General features: G+C 64.1%; 15 protein-coding genes. 9 read left to right on the top strand and 6 right to left on the bottom strand.

The features are described 5' to 3' along the window. Positions 1-219: transposase (locus F624_RS0126820; protein ID WP_031256420.1), on the bottom strand; the 219-nt coding region annotated here is incomplete at its 3' end. Between the two features lie 102 nt (positions 220-321). Here F624_RS0126820 and F624_RS32895 point away from each other — a divergent pair. The 8 genes from F624_RS32895 (at position 322) to F624_RS0126780 (ending at position 10,682) form a co-directional block, all read left to right on the top strand. Next, positions 322-840, top strand: coding sequence for a hypothetical protein (locus F624_RS32895; RefSeq protein WP_019577474.1), 519 nt, complete (start codon positions 322-324; stop codon positions 838-840). Beyond that, entirely contained in the window at positions 828-1,943 is a 1,116-nt protein-coding gene (locus F624_RS0126810; protein WP_019577473.1) for a hypothetical protein, read from the top strand. Before F624_RS32895 ends, F624_RS0126810 begins: the two co-directional genes overlap by 13 nt. Before the next feature lie 170 nt (positions 1,944-2,113). Then, a complete protein-coding gene (locus F624_RS32890; protein ID WP_019577472.1) occupies positions 2,114-2,623 on the top strand; it encodes a hypothetical protein in 510 nt (169 codons plus the stop codon). Between the two features lie 815 nt (positions 2,624-3,438). Further along, positions 3,439-4,242, top strand: a complete 804-nt coding sequence (locus F624_RS0126800) for an SDR family oxidoreductase (RefSeq protein ID WP_019577471.1) — start codon at positions 3,439-3,441, stop codon at positions 4,240-4,242. A gap of 113 nt (positions 4,243-4,355) precedes the next feature. Next, positions 4,356-5,288, top strand: coding sequence for a 3,5-dioxohexanoate:acetyl-CoA acetone transferase (kce, locus tag F624_RS0126795; protein WP_019577470.1), 933 nt, complete (start codon positions 4,356-4,358; stop codon positions 5,286-5,288). A 15-nt stretch (positions 5,289-5,303) separates the two neighbouring features. Next, positions 5,304-6,659, top strand: coding sequence for an MFS transporter (locus F624_RS0126790; RefSeq protein ID WP_019577469.1), 1,356 nt, complete (start codon positions 5,304-5,306; stop codon positions 6,657-6,659). Between the two features lie 397 nt (positions 6,660-7,056). Further along, positions 7,057-7,497, top strand: a complete 441-nt coding sequence (locus tag F624_RS35120; RefSeq protein WP_157443654.1) for a hypothetical protein — start codon at positions 7,057-7,059, stop codon at positions 7,495-7,497. A gap of 164 nt (positions 7,498-7,661) precedes the next feature. Beyond that, positions 7,662-10,682, top strand: a complete 3,021-nt coding sequence (locus F624_RS0126780; RefSeq protein WP_169426707.1) for an IPTL-CTERM sorting domain-containing protein — start codon at positions 7,662-7,664, stop codon at positions 10,680-10,682. Between the two features lie 440 nt (positions 10,683-11,122). Here F624_RS0126780 and F624_RS0126775 read toward each other — a convergent pair whose 3' ends face one another. From F624_RS0126775 to F624_RS0126765, 3 genes are all read right to left on the bottom strand, one after another. Next, positions 11,123-12,124 (bottom strand): NADP-dependent oxidoreductase, encoded by a 1,002-nt coding sequence (locus F624_RS0126775; protein ID WP_031256412.1) that lies wholly within the window; start codon positions 12,122-12,124, stop codon positions 11,123-11,125. A 106-nt stretch (positions 12,125-12,230) separates the two neighbouring features. Next, positions 12,231-13,211 carry an alpha/beta fold hydrolase gene (locus F624_RS0126770; RefSeq protein ID WP_084679711.1) on the bottom strand — a complete coding sequence of 327 codons (981 nt, stop codon included), beginning with the start codon at positions 13,209-13,211 and terminating at the stop codon, positions 12,231-12,233. 56 nt (positions 13,212-13,267) lie between these two features. After that, positions 13,268-14,083 carry an SDR family NAD(P)-dependent oxidoreductase gene (locus F624_RS0126765; RefSeq protein ID WP_019577466.1) on the bottom strand — a complete coding sequence of 272 codons (816 nt, stop codon included), beginning with the start codon at positions 14,081-14,083 and terminating at the stop codon, positions 13,268-13,270. Between the two features lie 195 nt (positions 14,084-14,278). On the opposite strand from F624_RS0126765, the gene F624_RS0126760 reads away from it, so the two are divergent. After that, positions 14,279-14,974: a TetR/AcrR family transcriptional regulator gene (locus F624_RS0126760; RefSeq protein ID WP_019577465.1), complete on the top strand. Its 696-nt coding sequence runs from the start codon at positions 14,279-14,281 to the stop codon at positions 14,972-14,974. A 70-nt stretch (positions 14,975-15,044) separates the two neighbouring features. Here the strand turns inward: F624_RS0126760 and F624_RS0126755 are convergent, their stop codons facing one another. Together F624_RS0126755 and F624_RS0126750 are read right to left on the bottom strand one after the other, a co-directional pair. Continuing rightward, positions 15,045-15,776, bottom strand: a complete 732-nt coding sequence (locus F624_RS0126755; RefSeq protein ID WP_019577464.1) for an alpha/beta hydrolase — start codon at positions 15,774-15,776, stop codon at positions 15,045-15,047. Between the two features lie 127 nt (positions 15,777-15,903). Further along, positions 15,904-16,806: a helix-turn-helix domain-containing protein gene (locus F624_RS0126750; protein ID WP_019577463.1), complete on the bottom strand. Its 903-nt coding sequence runs from the start codon at positions 16,804-16,806 to the stop codon at positions 15,904-15,906. Positions 16,807-16,850 lie beyond the last annotated feature (44 nt).

Raw genomic sequence — 16,850 nt, 5'->3', positions numbered from 1 at the left:
CGCCTCGGCCAGTAGCCGCTTGAGCTTGGCGTTCTCAGACTCCAGCTCTCGCAGGCGTTGGGCCTCCGAGACCTGCATGCCGCCGAACTTGGCACGCCACTTGTAGAAAGTCGCATCACTAAAGCCGCCGTTGCGGCAGAGTTCCTTGATAGGCATGCCTGCCTCAGCCTGTCGAAGGAACCCAATGATCTGTTCCTCGCTGAATCTGCTCTTCTTCATATCCGTCATTCTCCAGTTGGTTGACGGACTTCACTAACTTCAGGTTGGTACGGCTGGGAGGGGGCAGGTCAGCAGGCACTGCCGATTGCGCCTGGAACGCAGTTGCACTACCTCGGCCCCCATGACATTCAGCGGCTTTACAGCATTGCGAACGACATCATTCGTCTGAAGGGCGAAGGAGAGTTGCCGAGTTCCTATACCTTCTACTACCCTGATTTGGTGATGACGCGTCGACAGGGCGACGTTTGGGAACAGTCTGCGACCATTGAGACGCTGACGGCGCCTTACATCATCATCAAGCACGCTGCAATCGAAGGGCATTCAGCAGGCTACGTCATCTACTACAACGCGCCTGCATCCTGCCCAGAGGAGTTTGAATATTTCCTAGATAGTCTGTCCAGATTTCAAATGCTGGAGTCCGGCGAGCGAATCTTGCTGCGCATCACCCACTCAAATGCACAGAACGACCTCAAGTCGGTCTTTCTCATGGCGCAGAAGAAGTACGTGAAGGCTTGGGGCTTTGACCCGGCACGCGAAGCGATCCTGAGTCAAATCCAGATCGAGCGGATCACGAGTGTTACCAGCACCTACAACCCGGGAGATATGGGATGGCGGGAATGAAAAAGCGGACGCATGGTCCGTCGCTCTACTATGCGAGCGACAAGAACGTTTTCGACGCGCTGAACCAGCACAAGGTGGATACGCCGACTGTCGTAAGGCTGTTTCAGCGCCGTAATGTCGTGGTTAGCAAGAAGACGCCGAGAGACGAACTTGCGAAGTACTTTTCCACATTGACTCACGACTACTACGACCACAAGGAGATTGCTGCAAGGCTAGGAGTGGCAGTGAGGCGGGAGCGTACCACGTCGATGGATGTGTCGGGGGTTGGAGATACCGAAGAACTGCATGGCGTCGTCGAGCAGTTGAAAAAGGAAATGGAAGCGAGCGGCGACACAGTCCAGGTCACGCGCGATGGCGACAACTTCACCATCCGGGTTCAATATTCGGAGGTCGACTACAAGCGCAGTGAGTTCTCTCAAGTCCAGGTTCGCGACGGCACAATCGAGTTCGTCAAATCTGACGTTGGTTATGTTGTGCGCAATACGCAGAACGACTACCTCAACGGAGTCCGGGAAACGTTGCTCGCCAAGGTTGAGAAGACAACATCTGAGCCATTGACCAAGGTGGTCGTCGCACTTTTCGACATTCCGTCAGCCAAGTTGCGTTCTAAGTTCTTCCACGAACTGGCAAGCTCTTTGCCAAACTTTGTGCGGCGCGATGTGACGGACGTGTACGTGTTTAAGGCCAAGCCAGATGCGGAGGATGATGAAGATGAGGCAGGCGGCGACGAGAATGGCTCGGAGACTCATGTCGAGAGGGTCTTCTTGCGCGGCAGTGGCGTTAGTCGCTCTGAGATATTGAATGAACTGTTGGATGAAGAGGACTATTACATCATCAAGATGGGATGGACCGCGACGGAACTGCTAGGTGAGGGAAACGTTTACGACATCGAGGCTGGATTTGCCGATCCCAAAGACTGCACCGGCTTTTCTTTCATCTTGAGCGGTGTATACCCCTTGGAAGAGGGCAAAGTCTCAGCAAGACGGCGACCGCCCCACAAGCACGAGATTGACGCCCTGTCGCGCGTCATCGAATCGAAGGCAAGGGACCTTGTGGCTAAGCTTCGGTCGGAGTTTTTGGCTGCGGAAGCAGGGAGCGAGTAATGCAAACCAGGTACAGGTGGTTTCGAATTCAGCTCCCTGCTCGGGCGCGGGACTTGGCGGCGCTTGTAGCCACACGTCCATTTGACGCGACCGCGACTTATGGTTTCGCGCGTGTACTTGGTGGTGTCAATGGCGCATCGTACCGGTTCCTATGGCGATCGCGAGTTGTAGTGACGAAGCTAGATCCGGAAGGACTACCGACTTACGAGCAGATAGAAAGCGTCAGCTTCACTGACTTTGCACTTGTCGAGGTTGGCGATCTGACCTTCCTCCGTGTCGAGAACCCGGGTCGGAATGTTCGTGACCTGCTTAACGCACTTGAGACTTTGGCGGGAATGGGCTTCACGGTGAAGCCGATAACCTTTGACAAGGGTCAACCTACTACTGTGTTTAGTTCGGTCGATGCCTCCAAACTCGTTGGCTTGAAGGTTGTAGGAGCGGTACTCACGGACGACTTGGTGGCTCGGATGGAGTTCGCGTCTAAAGAAGGGATGGTGGTTGAGAATATGACCGTGCTTGATGGCCTGAAGTACAAAGTCGAGCATGCTGTGTTCGAACTTGTGCTAGGAGGTCTGAAAGGTCAAATCGCCTTCGCCGCGAATGGGGCAGTGAAGATCAGTGGTCAGGTCGCGCCAAAGCTAGTTAGTTTGGTGGAGGAGGACTTGCACCTGTTCGTTTGAATAGCCCGGGGCGCTGGACCTGCAACTGCCGGCATGTCCAGACAAGCTTTCCAGAACCTTCTCAAGCTGAAGGGCGCGCGGGAAACTCGTGATTGAGCACCTCGGCCAATCGGCCGCCAGTCCGATGTCTGCTTGGGAAGACTGCAGACATTCGTCGCAAGCGTTTGAATGGCACAGGTCAGCCTATTCCAGCCAACTTCATCCGCCACGCAAGTCCAATTGCCAACTCGCCCCGAGTTGCCCAGTCCGATTCGCCTGCTCCTGCCGAAGGAGGCAATCAGCTGCCTCAAAACCTCCCGCCCAAACCGCTAGACTCACCACCGGTAACCTGCCTCGCTCCACGAGTGACGGCCAAGGCGGTTCCTCCCCCATAGTCGCTGCAGCCCGAAAGGGTTGGTGCTGGTAACACCTAAGAAAAGTGGCGCAACCTCTCCGTCATGAGGTTCTTTCACGTCAGAATGCGTGGCGACGCCCATGGGGCGCAGCTGAGTTTTCGGGACGGGATGACCAGAACGGCAACGCCTGGTGCACGGCTTTTCACGTGTTACTAACATCCCGTCCACCCCATGCCCGTAGTAAGGCGCAAGGTGGTTTGCAGTCTCGTCAAGGAGCCTGGAAATGCCTACCTTCTCCCCCCGGCACAGCAGTCGCGCTGCTGCCGCCCCCCATCCCCCTTGTCACCCACCCGCCCCGGGCGCAGCAGGCTTTGGCCTTTGTGCAGCGTGGAACAGCACCTGTTGTGCCGGGGCGGGGCACCCACGCGGTGCCTTGGCCCTGTCGACCCATCGGCCCAGCCTCAACACGGAGGCTGCGCCATGAACCCCTTTCAACCCAACAACCTACTGGCCGGTAAAAGAGCCCTGATTACCGCTGGCGCCAGCGGCCTGGGCCTGAGCATGGCGCAGGCCTTCATGGCGGCGGGCGCGCGCGTGATGGTGTGCGATGTGGATGCCGCCGCACTGATCGAGGCTGCAGGGCATTGCCCTGGCCTGGAGACGGCACTGGCCGATGTGTCGGCCGAGGGCGATGTGGCCCAGCTGTTCCAGGCCGCGGACCAGCGCCTGGGCGGGCTGGATGTGTTGGTGAACAACGCGGGCGTGGCTGGGCCCTCTTGCGGGGTGGGGGCCATCACGCTGGCGGATTGGAACCGCACCCTGGCGGTCAACCTCACTGGCCAGTTTTTGTGTGTGCGCGAGGCCTTGCCCCGGCTGCGGGCTGCACAGGCCCAAGGTGGCGGCGCCTGCATCATCAACCTGTCTTCGGCAGCCGGCCACCTGGGCATGCCGGGGCGGGCGGCGTATTCGGCCTCCAAATGGGCCGTGGTGGGGTTCACCCAAACCCTGGCGCTGGAGCTGGGGCCCGAGGGCATTCGCGTGAACACCCTATTGCCCGGTGCGGTGGATGGCCCGCGCATCCGCGCCGTGATCGCGGCGCGGGCCCAGGCCACGGGCCTGCCGGTGGATGAGGTGGCGCGGGCTTACACCGGGCAGTCGGCGCTGAGGCGTTTGATCTGCCCGGCGGACATCGCCCACATGGCGGTGTTTGCCGCCAGCGACTGGGCCGCCGGCGTGACCGGCCAGAGCCTGGTGGTGGATGGGCTGACACAGGCCCTGAACTAGCGCGTCGCGTTCTTCTTCCTCCTCTACCTCTTCTTCTTCACTTCAAGTCAGAAGGCCCCCGCACCGGGGGCCGGGGCCGCGCTTTGCCCAAAAATCTTTCTCGGAGACTCATCATGAGCCAGCACTCCAAAGTCATCATCACCTGCGCCCCCACGGGCGCCATCCACACGCCCAGCATGTCGCCCTACCTGCCGGTGACGGCGGCGCAGATCGCCGACGCGGGCCTGGAGGCCTTTGAGGCCGGGGCGGCGATCCTGCATTTGCACGCCCGCGACCCGGTGGACGGGCGGCCTTCGCAAGACCCGGATCTGTTTCGGCCGTTTCTGGAGCAGATCAAGGCGCACAGCGATGCGGTGATCAACATCACCACCGGCGGCAGCCCGCACATGAGCGTGCAAGAGCGCATGCGCCCGGTGTTGGCGTTTGCGCCCGAGTTGGCCTCGCTGAACATGGGCTCGATGAACTTTGGCCTGTACCCCATGCTGCACCGCTTCAAGCACTTTGAGCACGCCTGGGAGCAGCAGCACCTCGAGGCCAGCCGCGACCTGGTGTTCAAAAACACCTTCAAAGACATCGAAACCGCCTTGCTGCTGGCGGGCGCCCGGGGCACGCGCTTTGAGTTTGAGTGCTACGACATCAGCCACCTGTACAACCTGGCGCACTTTCTGGAGCGCGGGTTGGTGCGGCCGCCGCTGCTGGTGCAGTCGGTGTTCGGCATTCTGGGCGGCATTGGGCCCGACCCCGAAGACCTGATGCACATGCGGCGCACGGCGCAGCGCTTGTTGGCCGATGGCTTTTGCTGGTCCATCCTCGGCACGGGGCGGCACCAGCTGCGCCTGGCCACCATGGGCGCTGCCATGGGTGCCCATGTGCGGGTGGGGCTGGAGGATTCGCTGTGGGCCGGGCCTGGGCAGCTGGCGGTGTCGAGCGCCGAGCAGGTGCGCCGCGTGCGCGAGGTGCTGAGTGCGCTGAACCTGCAGGTGGCCACGCCCGACGAGGCGCGGCAGATGCTGGCCCTGAAGGGGGCTGATCAGGTTGATTTCTGAAGGCAAGGAGTCACCATGAACACCCACTTTGCAAATGCCGCAACACCGCAGGCGGCCTTCTCTGACGCCGATGCCGATGCCGTGGCCGCCCTCACGCCCTTGCTGTTCAAGCGCCTGCTGCCCCTGCTGGTGCTGGCCTATGTGATCAGCTTCATCGACCGCACCAACATCGCCCTGGCCAAGCAGCACATGGCGCTGGATCTTGGCATCTCGGCGGCAGCCTATGGCCTGGGCGCGGGCCTGTTCTTCTTGAGCTATGCGCTGCTCGAGGTGCCCAGCAACCTGGTCATGCACCGCGTGGGCGCGCGCTTCTGGATCACCCGCATCATGATCACCTGGGGCCTGTTGTCGGCCGGCATGGCCTTTGTACAGGGCGAGGCCTCGTTCTATGTGATGCGCCTGCTGCTGGGCGCGGCCGAGGCGGGGCTATTCCCCGGCGTGATGCTGTACCTGACCTACTGGTTTGGCCGCCAGGAGCGGGCCCGGGCCACGGGCTATTTCTTGCTGGGCGTGTGCATTGCCAACATCGTGAGCGGCCCCCTGGCAGGCGCCCTGCTGCAGCTCGACGGCCTGGGCGGCTGGCATGGCTGGCAGTGGATGTTTGTGATCGAGGGCCTGCCCGCCGTGGCCCTGGCCTGGGTGGTGTGGCACCACCTGCCCGACGGGCCCGACACGGCCCCCTGGCTGAGCCCGGCGCAGCGCAGCCTGCTGCGCCAACACCTGGCCGCCGATGCTGCAGACAACGCACCCGAAGGCCACGGCCATGCGCTGATGCAGGCCCTGCGCGACCCGCAGATCTGGCTGGCGATTGCGGTGTACTTTTGCCACCAGATCAGCATCTACACGGTGATCTTCTTCCTGCCCGGCATCATCGCCACCTACGGGCAGTTGGGCCCGCTGCAGGTGGGCCTGCTCAACGCCATCCCCTGGGTGGCGGCCGCCGCGGGCGCCTTCTGCCTGCCCGGCCTGGCCACCACGCCCGGGCGCTGCCGGGGCCTGCTGCTGCTGGGTTTGCTGGTGATGGCCTTGGGTCTGCTGGTGGCCGCCTGGGCCGGGCCGGTGGGGGCCCTGGTGGGCTTCAGCCTCACGGCGCTGATGTTCTTTGTGGTGCAGTCGGTCGTGTTCTTGGTGCCCAGCGCGCGCCTGTCAGGCCCGGCCCTGGCCGGGGGCATTGCACTGGTCAACACCTGCGGGCTGCTGGGGGGCTTTCTGGGCCCCTCGGTGATGGGGCTGATCGAACAGGCCACGGGCAGCACGCGCAATGGGCTGTTGCTGATGGCGGGGCTGCTGGTGCTGGCGGCGGGGGTGAGCCTGGGGTTGCGCTGGGGGCGGGGGCGCTGCGCCTTCTCAAGTGGGCCGGTTGTAGCTTGAAGATGAATGCGTCTTTGCCATGGAGGGCCCGCCATCTGGTCTAGACGATCATGTTGATGTCCGTTTGGCTTCTGGATGGGCATGCGCACGGCCATGCCGTCGAGGTGCGTGTGTCAGGGCAGTGTTCGATGCAACTTGGAGAGCCATGACATGGAACATGCCCCCCGCGCTTTCTGCGAAGCGCACATCCGATAGGGGATGGATCGATGCAGGCCCTGAGATCATTGATTGCCGTTCTGCTACTGGCCCTGGCCTTGGCCTTGGTCGCCCATTCGGGTGACGTGGCGCCTGATTTCGGGGATTGCAGGGTGGCGCCGGACCAGGCTTTCGAACCCCGGGCATCACCACCCCGGCTCAGGCTCGATACCCGACATGCCAAGCTTCTCATGCGACCCAGTTGCGCGAGGCCGTCAAGAGCCCGGCTGATTTTGCAGGGCATTACAAGCTGGCCATGTGGGGGTGCGGCGCAGGCTGTGTGATGGCGGCCGCCATCAACACCAGAAGCGGCCGGGTGGTGTTTGTGCCGTTCACGGTGTCGGACTGGCCCTTGGATGTGCAGGAGCCCCTGAGTTACCGTCAGGACAGTTGCCTGCTCAAGGTTCAAGGCCGACGCAATGAGGCCCAGCAAGGCGGGTACTTTTATCGCTTTGATGGGGGTGGGTTCCGTTCTTGGAACACGCTCGAAGCCGATCGAAATGAGTGTGGTGGACGCGGGTCTTTGCTGCAGATGAGCGGTCTTCGGCGAGAAGTCGGGGACGTTTCGCAGCGAAAGACCTGCTCCGCCATCATTCGGCCGGCGTTGGCTGGGCATGGTGTTAACCCGCGTTCGGGTTGCTGAGTCCGGCTGCCTATACATTTCGCTACAAAATACATGTACTTACATCATCTTTGCAAACCCCCACATCCATGCTGTCGCCCATGCCTCTGTTATTCATTTGGCCCTTGCGCCGCTTTCTCGAGGCTCTTCGGGCATCCTGCGTGAGTCTGCGAAGTTCTCTGCTGATGGCGATTCTTCTCGCAACAGCGGGCGTGATACAGGCAGCCACGATCCACACGGTGGCTGGCAACCTGATCCCTACCGGCTTGGCGACCAATGTGGGGATTGGTGCCAGCGGCGTTGCCATGGACGCTTCCGGCAATGTCTATTTTGCTGACAGCAGCAACCACGCAATCCGTAAGGTGTCTGTAACCAGCGGCATTTCGACGGTGGTCGCCGGCACAGGGCTTTCGGGCTACTCGGGCGATGGTGGGCAAGCGCGTTCGGCGCAACTGAACAGTCCTAAAGGGATTGCGATCGACAGCGCCGGCAACATCTACATCGCGGACACGAGCAATCATCGGATTCGGAAGATCGATACCAATGGCGTCATCACAACGATTGCCGGGACAGGCACGGGCACCTTCGGTGGCGACAACGCGGCGGCGACTTCGGCGCGCGTCAATTCGCCTCAAGGTGTTGCGGTCGATGGCTCGGGCAATGTCTACATCGCCGACACCAGCAACAATCGCATCCGCAAGATCAACACCAGCGGCACCATCTCCACGGTAGCGGGCAACGGCACAGGAGGCTACCTGGCCGACAACGTGGCGGCCACCTCCACCCGGATCAATGCCCCCCGCAGCGTCGCCCTGGACAGCTCGGGCAACTTCTACATTGCCGACACGAGCAACAACCGTATCCGCAAGGTCAACTCCGGCGGAACCATCACCACCGTCGCGGGGACCGGCACGGCCAGTTTCAGCGGCGATGGTGGTGTAGCCACCAGCGCCACTGTCCGAGCGCCGCAGGCCATCACCTTCGACAGTGCCGACAACCTCTACATCGCTGACACGACCAACCACCGTATCCGAAAGGTGTCTTCGGGCACCATCACCACCTTGACGGGTACCGGGGCTGCCGGCTACAGCGGCGACGGCGGGGTGGCGACCAGCGGACAGATCAGCAGCCCTTCGGGGATCGCGGTTGACAGCTCCGGTAACGTCTACATCGGTGACACCGGCAATCTCCGGGTCCGCAAAATCAGCAGTGGGTCGATCACTACTTTTGCCGGGACCGGCAGTGCCACCTATGGCGGCGACGGTGGTCCGGCGAGCAATGCCCAATTCACCAATCCACAGCTGGCAGTTTTTGACGGCGCAGGCAACATCTATTTGTCTGACTCCGGTACCCATCGCATCCGCAAGGTGTCAACTTCCGGAATCGTGACGACGGTTGCCGGCACCGGCGTAGCGGGTTACAGCGGAGACAATGGCCCCGCCACCAGCGCCCAGCTGAACACCCCGCTGGGCATCGCCTTGGATGCCGCTGGCAACCTCTACATTGCTGATGGCAACAACAATCGTGTGCGCAAGGTGGATACCTCAGGCACCATCACGACATTTGCCGGCAACGGGACGGGTTCCTTTGGTGGGGACAACGGCCCTGCCACCAGCGCGCAGCTCTTCGGCCCCTTTAGCGTACTGGTCGACCAAGGCGACGTCTTTATTGCCGACACGGGCAACAACCGGATCCGCAAGGTGGACGCGGGCGGCACCATCACCACCATCGCAGGCGACGGCACGGCCGGATTTGGCGGCGACAACGGGCCTGCGATCAATGCGCAGTTCAATACGCCTCTCGCCCTCGCCGCGGACAGCGCCCACAACCTGTACATCGCGGACTACAGCAATGGCTCTATCCGCAAGATCGTCGGTTCCACCATATTCACGGTTGCCGGCAACGGCGCCAATGGCTATGGCGGCGACAATGGCGCAGCCACCAGCGCGCAGCTCAATTCACCCCGCGGTCTGGTGGTGGATTCGGCCGGCAACCTCTTCATCGCCGACACAACCAACTCGCGTGTGCGCAAGGTCGATACCAATGGAATCATCACCACGATCGCTGGTAACGGAAACGCCGTTTTCAGTGGCGACGGTGGCCTGTTGGCCAGCGCTCAGGTCAGTACGCCGCAAGCGATTGCCGTCTACCCAGGTGTGGGCCTGATGTTGGCGGACACCGGCAACCGGCGCTTCCGGGTGATCACCAATGCTGATGCTCCGGGTGCGCCCACGTCGGTGGTTGCGGTCGCGGGCAATGCCAGTGCCTCGGTCTCCTTCTCCGCACCCGCCACCGATGGTGGCTCGGCCATCACCGGCTACACCGTCACCGCGACGCCTGCGCACGGCACGGACAGCAATGCCGGCAGCACCAGCCTGAGTCACCTGGTCACTGGCCTGACCAACGGCGTTAGCTACACCTTCAAGGTGACGGCCTCAAGCATTGCCGGACCGGGGCCGGCCTCCTCCGATTCGAACAGTGTGACGCCGGCGTTTGCAAATGGCGCCTGCGGTGCGGCAGCCAACATCACGACGGTGTTCATGCCGAGCGGCAACCTTTGCGCGTCCGGCACGGCCAGTGTGGTGAGCAATGCTTCGCCCTGGGCCTGGACTTGCAATGGCGTTAATGGCGGCACCACGGCCAGTTGCACCGCGCCGACTGGCCAGACGGGCTCTGGATCGGGATCGACGCGAGTGGTCGTTTCTGGCAGCGGGTGGTCGCTCGATCTACAGGGGAGCACCAATGGAAAGCCCAACACGGCCGGTGCCATTGGCCTCAGCGGCAACTTGAAGTCGCCCGGCGACCCGGCACCTGCGGGCTTCACCTTCCCTCATGGCCTCTACGATTTCACGCTCACGGGCGGTGCAGGGCCCGCCACGGTGGTCATCTCATATCCCTCGCCTTTGCCGTCTGGCACCGTGTACTGGAAATATGGCAAGACCTCGCCCTCGGACGCGCCGCACTGGTTCCAGTTTCCCGGGGCGGTGATCAGCGGCGATCGCCTCTCGATCACGCTAACCCTCACCGACGGTGCGTTGGGTGACGATGACGGAACCAGCAATGGAGTGATCGCTGATCCTGGGGGCCCAGGTGTTCCGTCGAGTGTGGATGGCGTACCCACGCTGTCCACTTGGGCCTTGATGGTGATGGGCCTGCTTCTCTCAGGGCTTGGCGCCCATGCAATCCGGCGTCACTCAGCTGTGTAGCCACGCAGACCCGGGCTTCGGGTTCATCCAGCCTGGTTCGACTCCGTGCATGTGAACGCAGATGGGGCTGTCGAACAGGCCAGTCTCAGGGGCACCGATCATGATCTGCAGTCTCGTCTGCACGGACAGCAGTGGGCCGGTGGGGGGCCTTGCAGGGGCTAGGGCCTCCCGGCGCTGATTGTGCTGGTCAACATCTGTGGGCTGCTGGGATGGGCCTGATTGAGCAGGCCACGGGCAGCACGCGCAACGGGCTGTTGCTGATGGCGGCGAGGTGAGTGTGCTGCTGCGTGGGGGAGTACCCGCTGACCCACGTCCAAGCTGTGGCTATGGCACTCATTTGATCAATGCCCAGGCGCTGCGCAAGGTGCATTCGACTCGCCTCAGGCAGCGCTGCATGATTGATCGCATCTCGGACAGCAAACCCCTGCTGCCGCCGCCCCTCACCTCACCCTCACCACCACCTTCCCCTTCGCCCGCCCAAGCGCCAGATACGCCAAGGCCTCCTTGGCCTGGTCAAAGGCAAACACCTTGTCGATCACGGGCCGGATGTGCCCGGCATCGAGGAGCGCCCCGATTTCTGCCAGCTGTTGCCCATCGGGCCGCACGAACAGAAAGCCATAGTCCACATCGTGTTTTTTGGCCAGCTTCAGGATCTTGCGGCTCATCAGGCTGAAGACGATTTGCAGGATGACGTTGAGCTTTCTCGCCTTGGCAAAGGCCACATCCAGGGGGCCGATGAGCGAGACGATTCGGCCCCCGGGCTTCAGGATGGTCAGTGACTTCTCGATCGCGTCGCCCTTGACGGTGCCCAGCACGGCGTCGTAGCCGCTCAGCAGTTGCTCGAACGCCTGCTTTTTGTAGTCGACGATTTCGTCGGCCCCCAGGCTGCGCACGAGTTCGACGTTGCCTGTGCTGACGGTGGTGCCCACCTGGGCGCCCAGGTGGTGGGCCAGCTGGATGGCCAGGGTGCCGATGCCGCCCGAGCCGGCGGGGATGAACACCTTCTGGCCGGCTTGCAGGTTCATGCGCTCTGTCAGGGCCTGCCAGGCCGTGAGCGCCACCATGGGGATGGCCGCGGCCTGAACGAAGTCGAGCTGGGCTGGCTTCAGCGCTGCGGCGCTTTCGGGCACGGCGGCCAACTCGGCGAGGCTGCCTCTGCCCGTGTCGAACAGGCTGGCATACACCTCGTCACCGGGTTTGAAGCGGGTCACGCGGGTGCCAACCGCCACCACCACGCCCGCCAGATCGCTGCCCAGGGTGGCGGGCAGCTTGAAGTGCAGCACGGGCTTGAAGGTGCCCGCAGGCACCATGTTGTCGATGGGGTTCAGGGCGGCGGCGTGAACTTGAACCAGGATCTCGTCGGGCTGCAGCGTGGGTTGCGCCACATGCGAGAAGCCGATGTCGGGCGATTTGCCGTAGCGTTTGAAGGTGAGGGCTTTCATGGTGGCTGATGGGGCCCCGAAGGCGGGCTGGGGCGCGGCCTCACTCGCAATGCGGTTGGGCTCGGTGGGGTGGTTGGGGTGGGGGTGGGTCATGAAGCCTCTGCCCTCAGTTCGCCAGAAAGGCCAGGGCCTTGGGCACGAAGTCTTCGTGGTACTGAAAAATGCCACCGTGCCCGGCATCGGGGTAGATGATCAATTGCGCATGGGGCAGGCGCTTGGCCAGGTCGTACGAGTTGCTGCTGGGCACCATGCGGTCGTCGTCACCGTTGGCCACCAGCACCGGCTGCTGGATGGCCGAGAGGTCGGCCGGCCGCTTCTGGCCCCAGGCGGCCAGGGCCTGCAACTGGGCCACGTAGGCCCCGATGGCGATGTTGGCGTCGCGCTGCTCGGTGCGCTCTTGCAGGCGGGCCAGAAAGGCCTGGCCGGCCTCGATGCCTTTGGCGCTGCGCGTGAAGAATAGGTACTGCTTGGGGTCTTGCCCGGTGAGGGTGGCCCGGATCAAATCGTAGTTGGCCACACCGGCCACGGCGCTGATGCCCCGGCCCCCGGCAGGGCCCGTGCCCGCCAGGATCATCTTGCGAACCCGCTGCGGTGCCTTCAGCGCGATCTCTTGCGAGATCATGCCGCCCATCGAGAAGCCGAACAGATCGACCTGCTGCAAGCCCTTGGCCTCGATGAAGCGGATGGCGTCGTCGGCCATCTGCTCGATGGTGTTGGCCGGGGCGCCGGTAGAGGCACCCACGCCCCGGTTGTCGAAGGCGATGACGTGGTGCCTGGCGGCCAGGCCGTCGACGACGCGCGGGTCCCAGTTGTCGAGCACGGCCGCCAGGTGGGCCAGCAGCAGCACGGGCGTGCCGCCGTTTTGCTGGCCGAGCTCTCGGTAGGCAAAGCTCACATCGCCGGCCGTGATCTGTTGCGTGGGTACGGTCTTCCACGTGGGCTGCTGCGCCGGCCGGGCTGCGGTTGGCGTGGCCGGGCTGGGCAGCACTTGTGCTTGTGCTTGCGGCGCCGCCATCACGCTGGTGGTGGCCAGCAGGGCCGACAGCGCCAGTGCTTGGAGGTTTGATTTCAATCGCGGGTGTGACATGGCGCTGTTCCAGGTGGTGGGGGCAGGGGCGAGTACGAGGACAAGGGCCGGCGTGCTCAGGCCTGGGGCTGGTAGCGCTCGGCCGCGCGGGCCTGCCGGATGTCAGACAGCAGCCCTTGGCGGGCGCCGTCCAGCGCAGCCCAGCGCTCGGCCACATGCAGGGGCGGGATGGTGACCAGCTCGCGGCGGTCGTAGCCGATCAGGGCGGCGGTCACCAGTTCGTCCACGTCCATGACCTCGGGCAGGGTGTTGACGTCAATGCCGGCACGCTGCCAGATCTCGGTGCGCGTGGCTGCGGGCAGCACGGCTTGCACATAGATCCCCTTGGCAGCCAGCTCCACGTTCAGCCCCTGCGACAGGAACAGCACGAAAGCCTTGGTGGCGCCATAAAGCGTCATGCCCAGCTCGGGGGCCAGGCCCACCACCGAGCCGATGTTCACGATGGAGCCGGTGCCAGCCTGCACCAGGCGCGGGGCGATGGCGGCGGCCAGGCGGGTCAAGGCGGTGGTGTTGAGGGCAATCACCCGCTCGATGTCTTGCGGGCCTTGTTGCAGAAAGTGGCCCGTTTGGGCCATGCCGGCGTTGTTGATCAGGATGCCGATGCGGCTGTCGTCGCGCAGGCGGGCTTCGACCTGGGCCAGGTCGGGCTGCTGGGTGAGGTCGGCCTGCAGCACGTCGACGGCCACCTGGTGCCGCTCGCTCAGCTTGGCGGCCAGCACATCGAGCCGGGGCTTGTCGCGGGCGACCAGCACCAGGTTATGGCCACGTTGGGCAAAGCGTTCGGCATAGACAGCGCCGATGCCGCTGGAGGCGCCGGTGACGAGCACGGTGGGGAGGGGGGTGGCGGGTGTGGTGGTGAGGGTGGTGGTCATGTGCGAAGGCTCCTGGCAAAGAGGGCCGGGTGGTTTTTGGCCCGGCGGGGTTGGGTTGGCGGTCATGGTTCAGCGCCTGAAAAGGGCTGCCATGGAGCAATGATGACGACCGTAATCTAAAAAGTCAATATTTTGATGATGGTCGACATCAATATAGAATGACCGCCATGCAAACCCCCCCAAGGCAGGCCCACGATGAAAGTCTCCAAAGCGCAGGCGCAGGCGAATCGGGCGCGTGTGGTGGAAACCGCGTCTCAGCTGTTTCGTGAGCGGGGGTATGACGGCGTGGGGGTGGCCGATCTGATGGCCGCCGCGGGTTTCACCCATGGCGGCTTCTACAAGCAGTTCGCCTCCAAGACCGACCTGATTGCCGAATCCACGGCTTGCGGCATTGCTCGCACGGTGGCGCTGACCGGCAACGGTGTGGACGCCGCAGAGTTCGTCAGGCAGTACCTGTCGCGCCAGCACCGCGACAGCCGCGGCGCCGGTTGCACCCTGGCGGCCTTGGGTGGGGACGCAGCGCGTCAGCCCGATGAGGTACGAGCCTTGTTTGCGGCGGGCATCGAGAGTTTGGTGGCGGCCCTGAGCCCGCGCAGTGGCGCCGATGCCGAGCCCGAGCAGGCCCGCTCATCACGCGCTGCCACCCTCAAGCTGCTGTCGACGGCGGTGGGGGCCCTGATCATGTCGCGGGCCTGCCCCGACGATTCGCCGCTGGCCGAAGAAATCCTGACGGCCAGCCGCGACGCCATCCTGGCATCGCTGGGGCCTGTTCAAGCCCCTGATGCCCAAGATGGAGTGGATGCCCAGCAGGGGCCAGATGCATTGAATGCGCCAGGGGCCCCTGAGGCTCCCGAAGCAGCCCCCAACGCGGCCCCCGTGGCGGCCCCCTGACCGAGCCCGGTCTTGTGTCACCGACTGTGAGATGTGGGGCAGCCAGCGAACCGCCAACAGACTGTGGCCGTCAATCCCGCCCCGCCTGTTCAATCGCTGAGGCGATCGCGTCGGGGTCGGTGAACCACACTTCATGGCTGCCGCTGCACTCGATGTAGCGAAACAAGCCCAGCCGCTCTGACAAGCGAGGGTGCCAGCCCAGACTCTGCGGAAGTGCGGTGTCCATGCGGCAGTTGACATAGCTCTTGGGCAGCGGGCAGGCGGCCATGGGCTGGCTGAGCGTGATCGGGTCCTGGAAGGTCTTGTACGGGTGTGGGTTCAGGCGTTCGAAGGCGCTTGTCGCCAGCGCCAGATCGGCGTCGTTGATGAAGGCCTCGCGCCAGATCGGAAAGGGCAGCATCACGGCGCCACCGCTCTGGGCGGCCACCTGGTCAAAGAGCGCGGTGTAGTGGGGCGGCACCAGATCGTTCAGGCACTCGCCGGGTTGCGGCACAAAGGCATTGACGTACACCAGCCGTGCGATGCGGTTCGGCCGCAGATCGGCCACTCGCGAGATCACCATGCCGCCGTAGCTGTGGCCCACCAGGCGCACGGCGCTCAGCTCATGTTGGTCCAGGAAGGCCGCCAGCGACTGCGCGGCGTCCTCCAGCCCGGTGGTGCGGCGGTCGTCTGCGGGGCGATTGCCGGCCAGCGTGGGGCAGTGCACCGTGTGGCCGCGCGTGCGCAGGCGCTCGGCGGTGGCCTCAAGCTCGGCGCCGGTGTGCCAGGCGCCATGGACCAGCACATAGGTGTCGGTGGTCATGGGTTCTCTCCAGGGTTGTTGAACATGCACCGCAGATCGTGGCAGGCCCCCCCCGGGGCGGATGGTCTTGGCGTGCCAGGGGGCTGGCCGCTGCGTGCCAGGGGGCCCTTGGCCCAGCGGCGACGGATCAGCGCTCGGTCCGCAAGGCCGAAGGCAGATGACCGAGATGACGGCGGCACAGCCGCGCAAAGTGGGAGGCATCCAACAGGCCTACCCGGCGGCCGATCTCGCTGGCGCTCACGTGGCGCAGGGCCGGGCTGGCGAGCATCTGCCGGGCCACCGCAAGGCGCTCGGCCATGAGCAACTGGGCAAAGGGGGTCTGGGCCGTGGCCAGCGCGCGATGCAGGCTGCGCACCGAGCAGCCAAGGTCAGCCGCCACCTGCGCGGCGGTGAGGCCGGGCTCGGCCAGGCGGTCACGCAGCACGCCCTTGGCACGTTCGGCCAGCCCGGCAGGCGTCGGTGTTGGCGGCGTGCCGCCACAGGCCAGTGAGAACAAAGCGCCGAGCTGGTCGGCCAGCAGTTCGGCGGGCAGCGGAGGCGCGCTGGCCATGTCGGGCCGCCAGGGCCGCGCGAATGCGGCAAGCGCCGCGCCCCAGCCTGTGCTGTCGGCGCGAAAAGGCCGTGCAGTATGGGCCTCGGGCTCGGCCAACCAGCGTGCCAGCCAGTCCAGTGGCAACTCCAGTGAGACGGTGCTGGGCCCGGCCGGAAAATCAAAGTGGTAGGGCCGGCGCGCATCCACCAGCACGAAGTCGCCCGGGCGCATCAGCGCTTCGCGACCGTCTTGTGCCACGCGCCAAGCGCTGTCGTGGTTGCCCAGCAAATAGGCCACCCGCTGGCCGCCGCGGGCGATGCCGCGAGGGGTGCGCCACACCCGCTGAGCAGCGCCCTGCACCCAGTTCACGCCCACGGGGCCGAGCGGCGCCGAGACCAACTCGCCATGAAACTGGTGGGCGTCGCCGCTGGCCTCCATGGCAAGAAAGCCCTCGGAAATCGCGCCCACCCAGTAGTCCAGCCGGTGGGCGGCAGGCACGGCGTCCGTGCTCCATCGACGTGGATCGGAAACAGGGGGGAGTT

Source organism: Curvibacter lanceolatus ATCC 14669, from assembly GCF_000381265.1.
GTDB classification, from domain to species: domain Bacteria; phylum Pseudomonadota; class Gammaproteobacteria; order Burkholderiales; family Burkholderiaceae_C; genus Curvibacter; species Curvibacter lanceolatus.
The sequence above is the reverse complement of the archived record's forward strand: the minus strand, read 5'-3'. Positions and strand labels throughout refer to the sequence as shown.

What these genes read in the sequence shown, in the direction of transcription:
- F624_RS0126800 (WP_019577471.1), top strand. Translation starts at nt 3,439, where the DNA reads ATGAACCCCTTTCAACCCAACAACCTACTGGCCGGTAAAAGAGCCCTG.
- F624_RS0126770 (WP_084679711.1), bottom strand. Translation starts at nt 13,211, where the DNA reads ATGTCACACCCGCGATTGAAATCAAACCTCCAAGCACTGGCGCTGTCG.
- F624_RS0126755 (WP_019577464.1), bottom strand. Translation starts at nt 15,776, where the DNA reads ATGACCACCGACACCTATGTGCTGGTCCATGGCGCCTGGCACACCGGC.
- F624_RS0126775 (WP_031256412.1), bottom strand. Translation starts at nt 12,124, where the DNA reads ATGAAAGCCCTCACCTTCAAACGCTACGGCAAATCGCCCGACATCGGC.
- F624_RS0126790 (WP_019577469.1), top strand. Translation starts at nt 5,304, where the DNA reads ATGAACACCCACTTTGCAAATGCCGCAACACCGCAGGCGGCCTTCTCT.
- F624_RS0126765 (WP_019577466.1), bottom strand. Translation starts at nt 14,083, where the DNA reads ATGACCACCACCCTCACCACCACACCCGCCACCCCCCTCCCCACCGTG.
- kce (WP_019577470.1), top strand. Translation starts at nt 4,356, where the DNA reads ATGAGCCAGCACTCCAAAGTCATCATCACCTGCGCCCCCACGGGCGCC.
- F624_RS0126810 (WP_019577473.1), top strand. Translation starts at nt 828, where the DNA reads ATGGCGGGAATGAAAAAGCGGACGCATGGTCCGTCGCTCTACTATGCG.
- F624_RS0126780 (WP_169426707.1), top strand. Translation starts at nt 7,662, where the DNA reads ATGGCGATTCTTCTCGCAACAGCGGGCGTGATACAGGCAGCCACGATC.
- F624_RS0126760 (WP_019577465.1), top strand. Translation starts at nt 14,279, where the DNA reads ATGAAAGTCTCCAAAGCGCAGGCGCAGGCGAATCGGGCGCGTGTGGTG.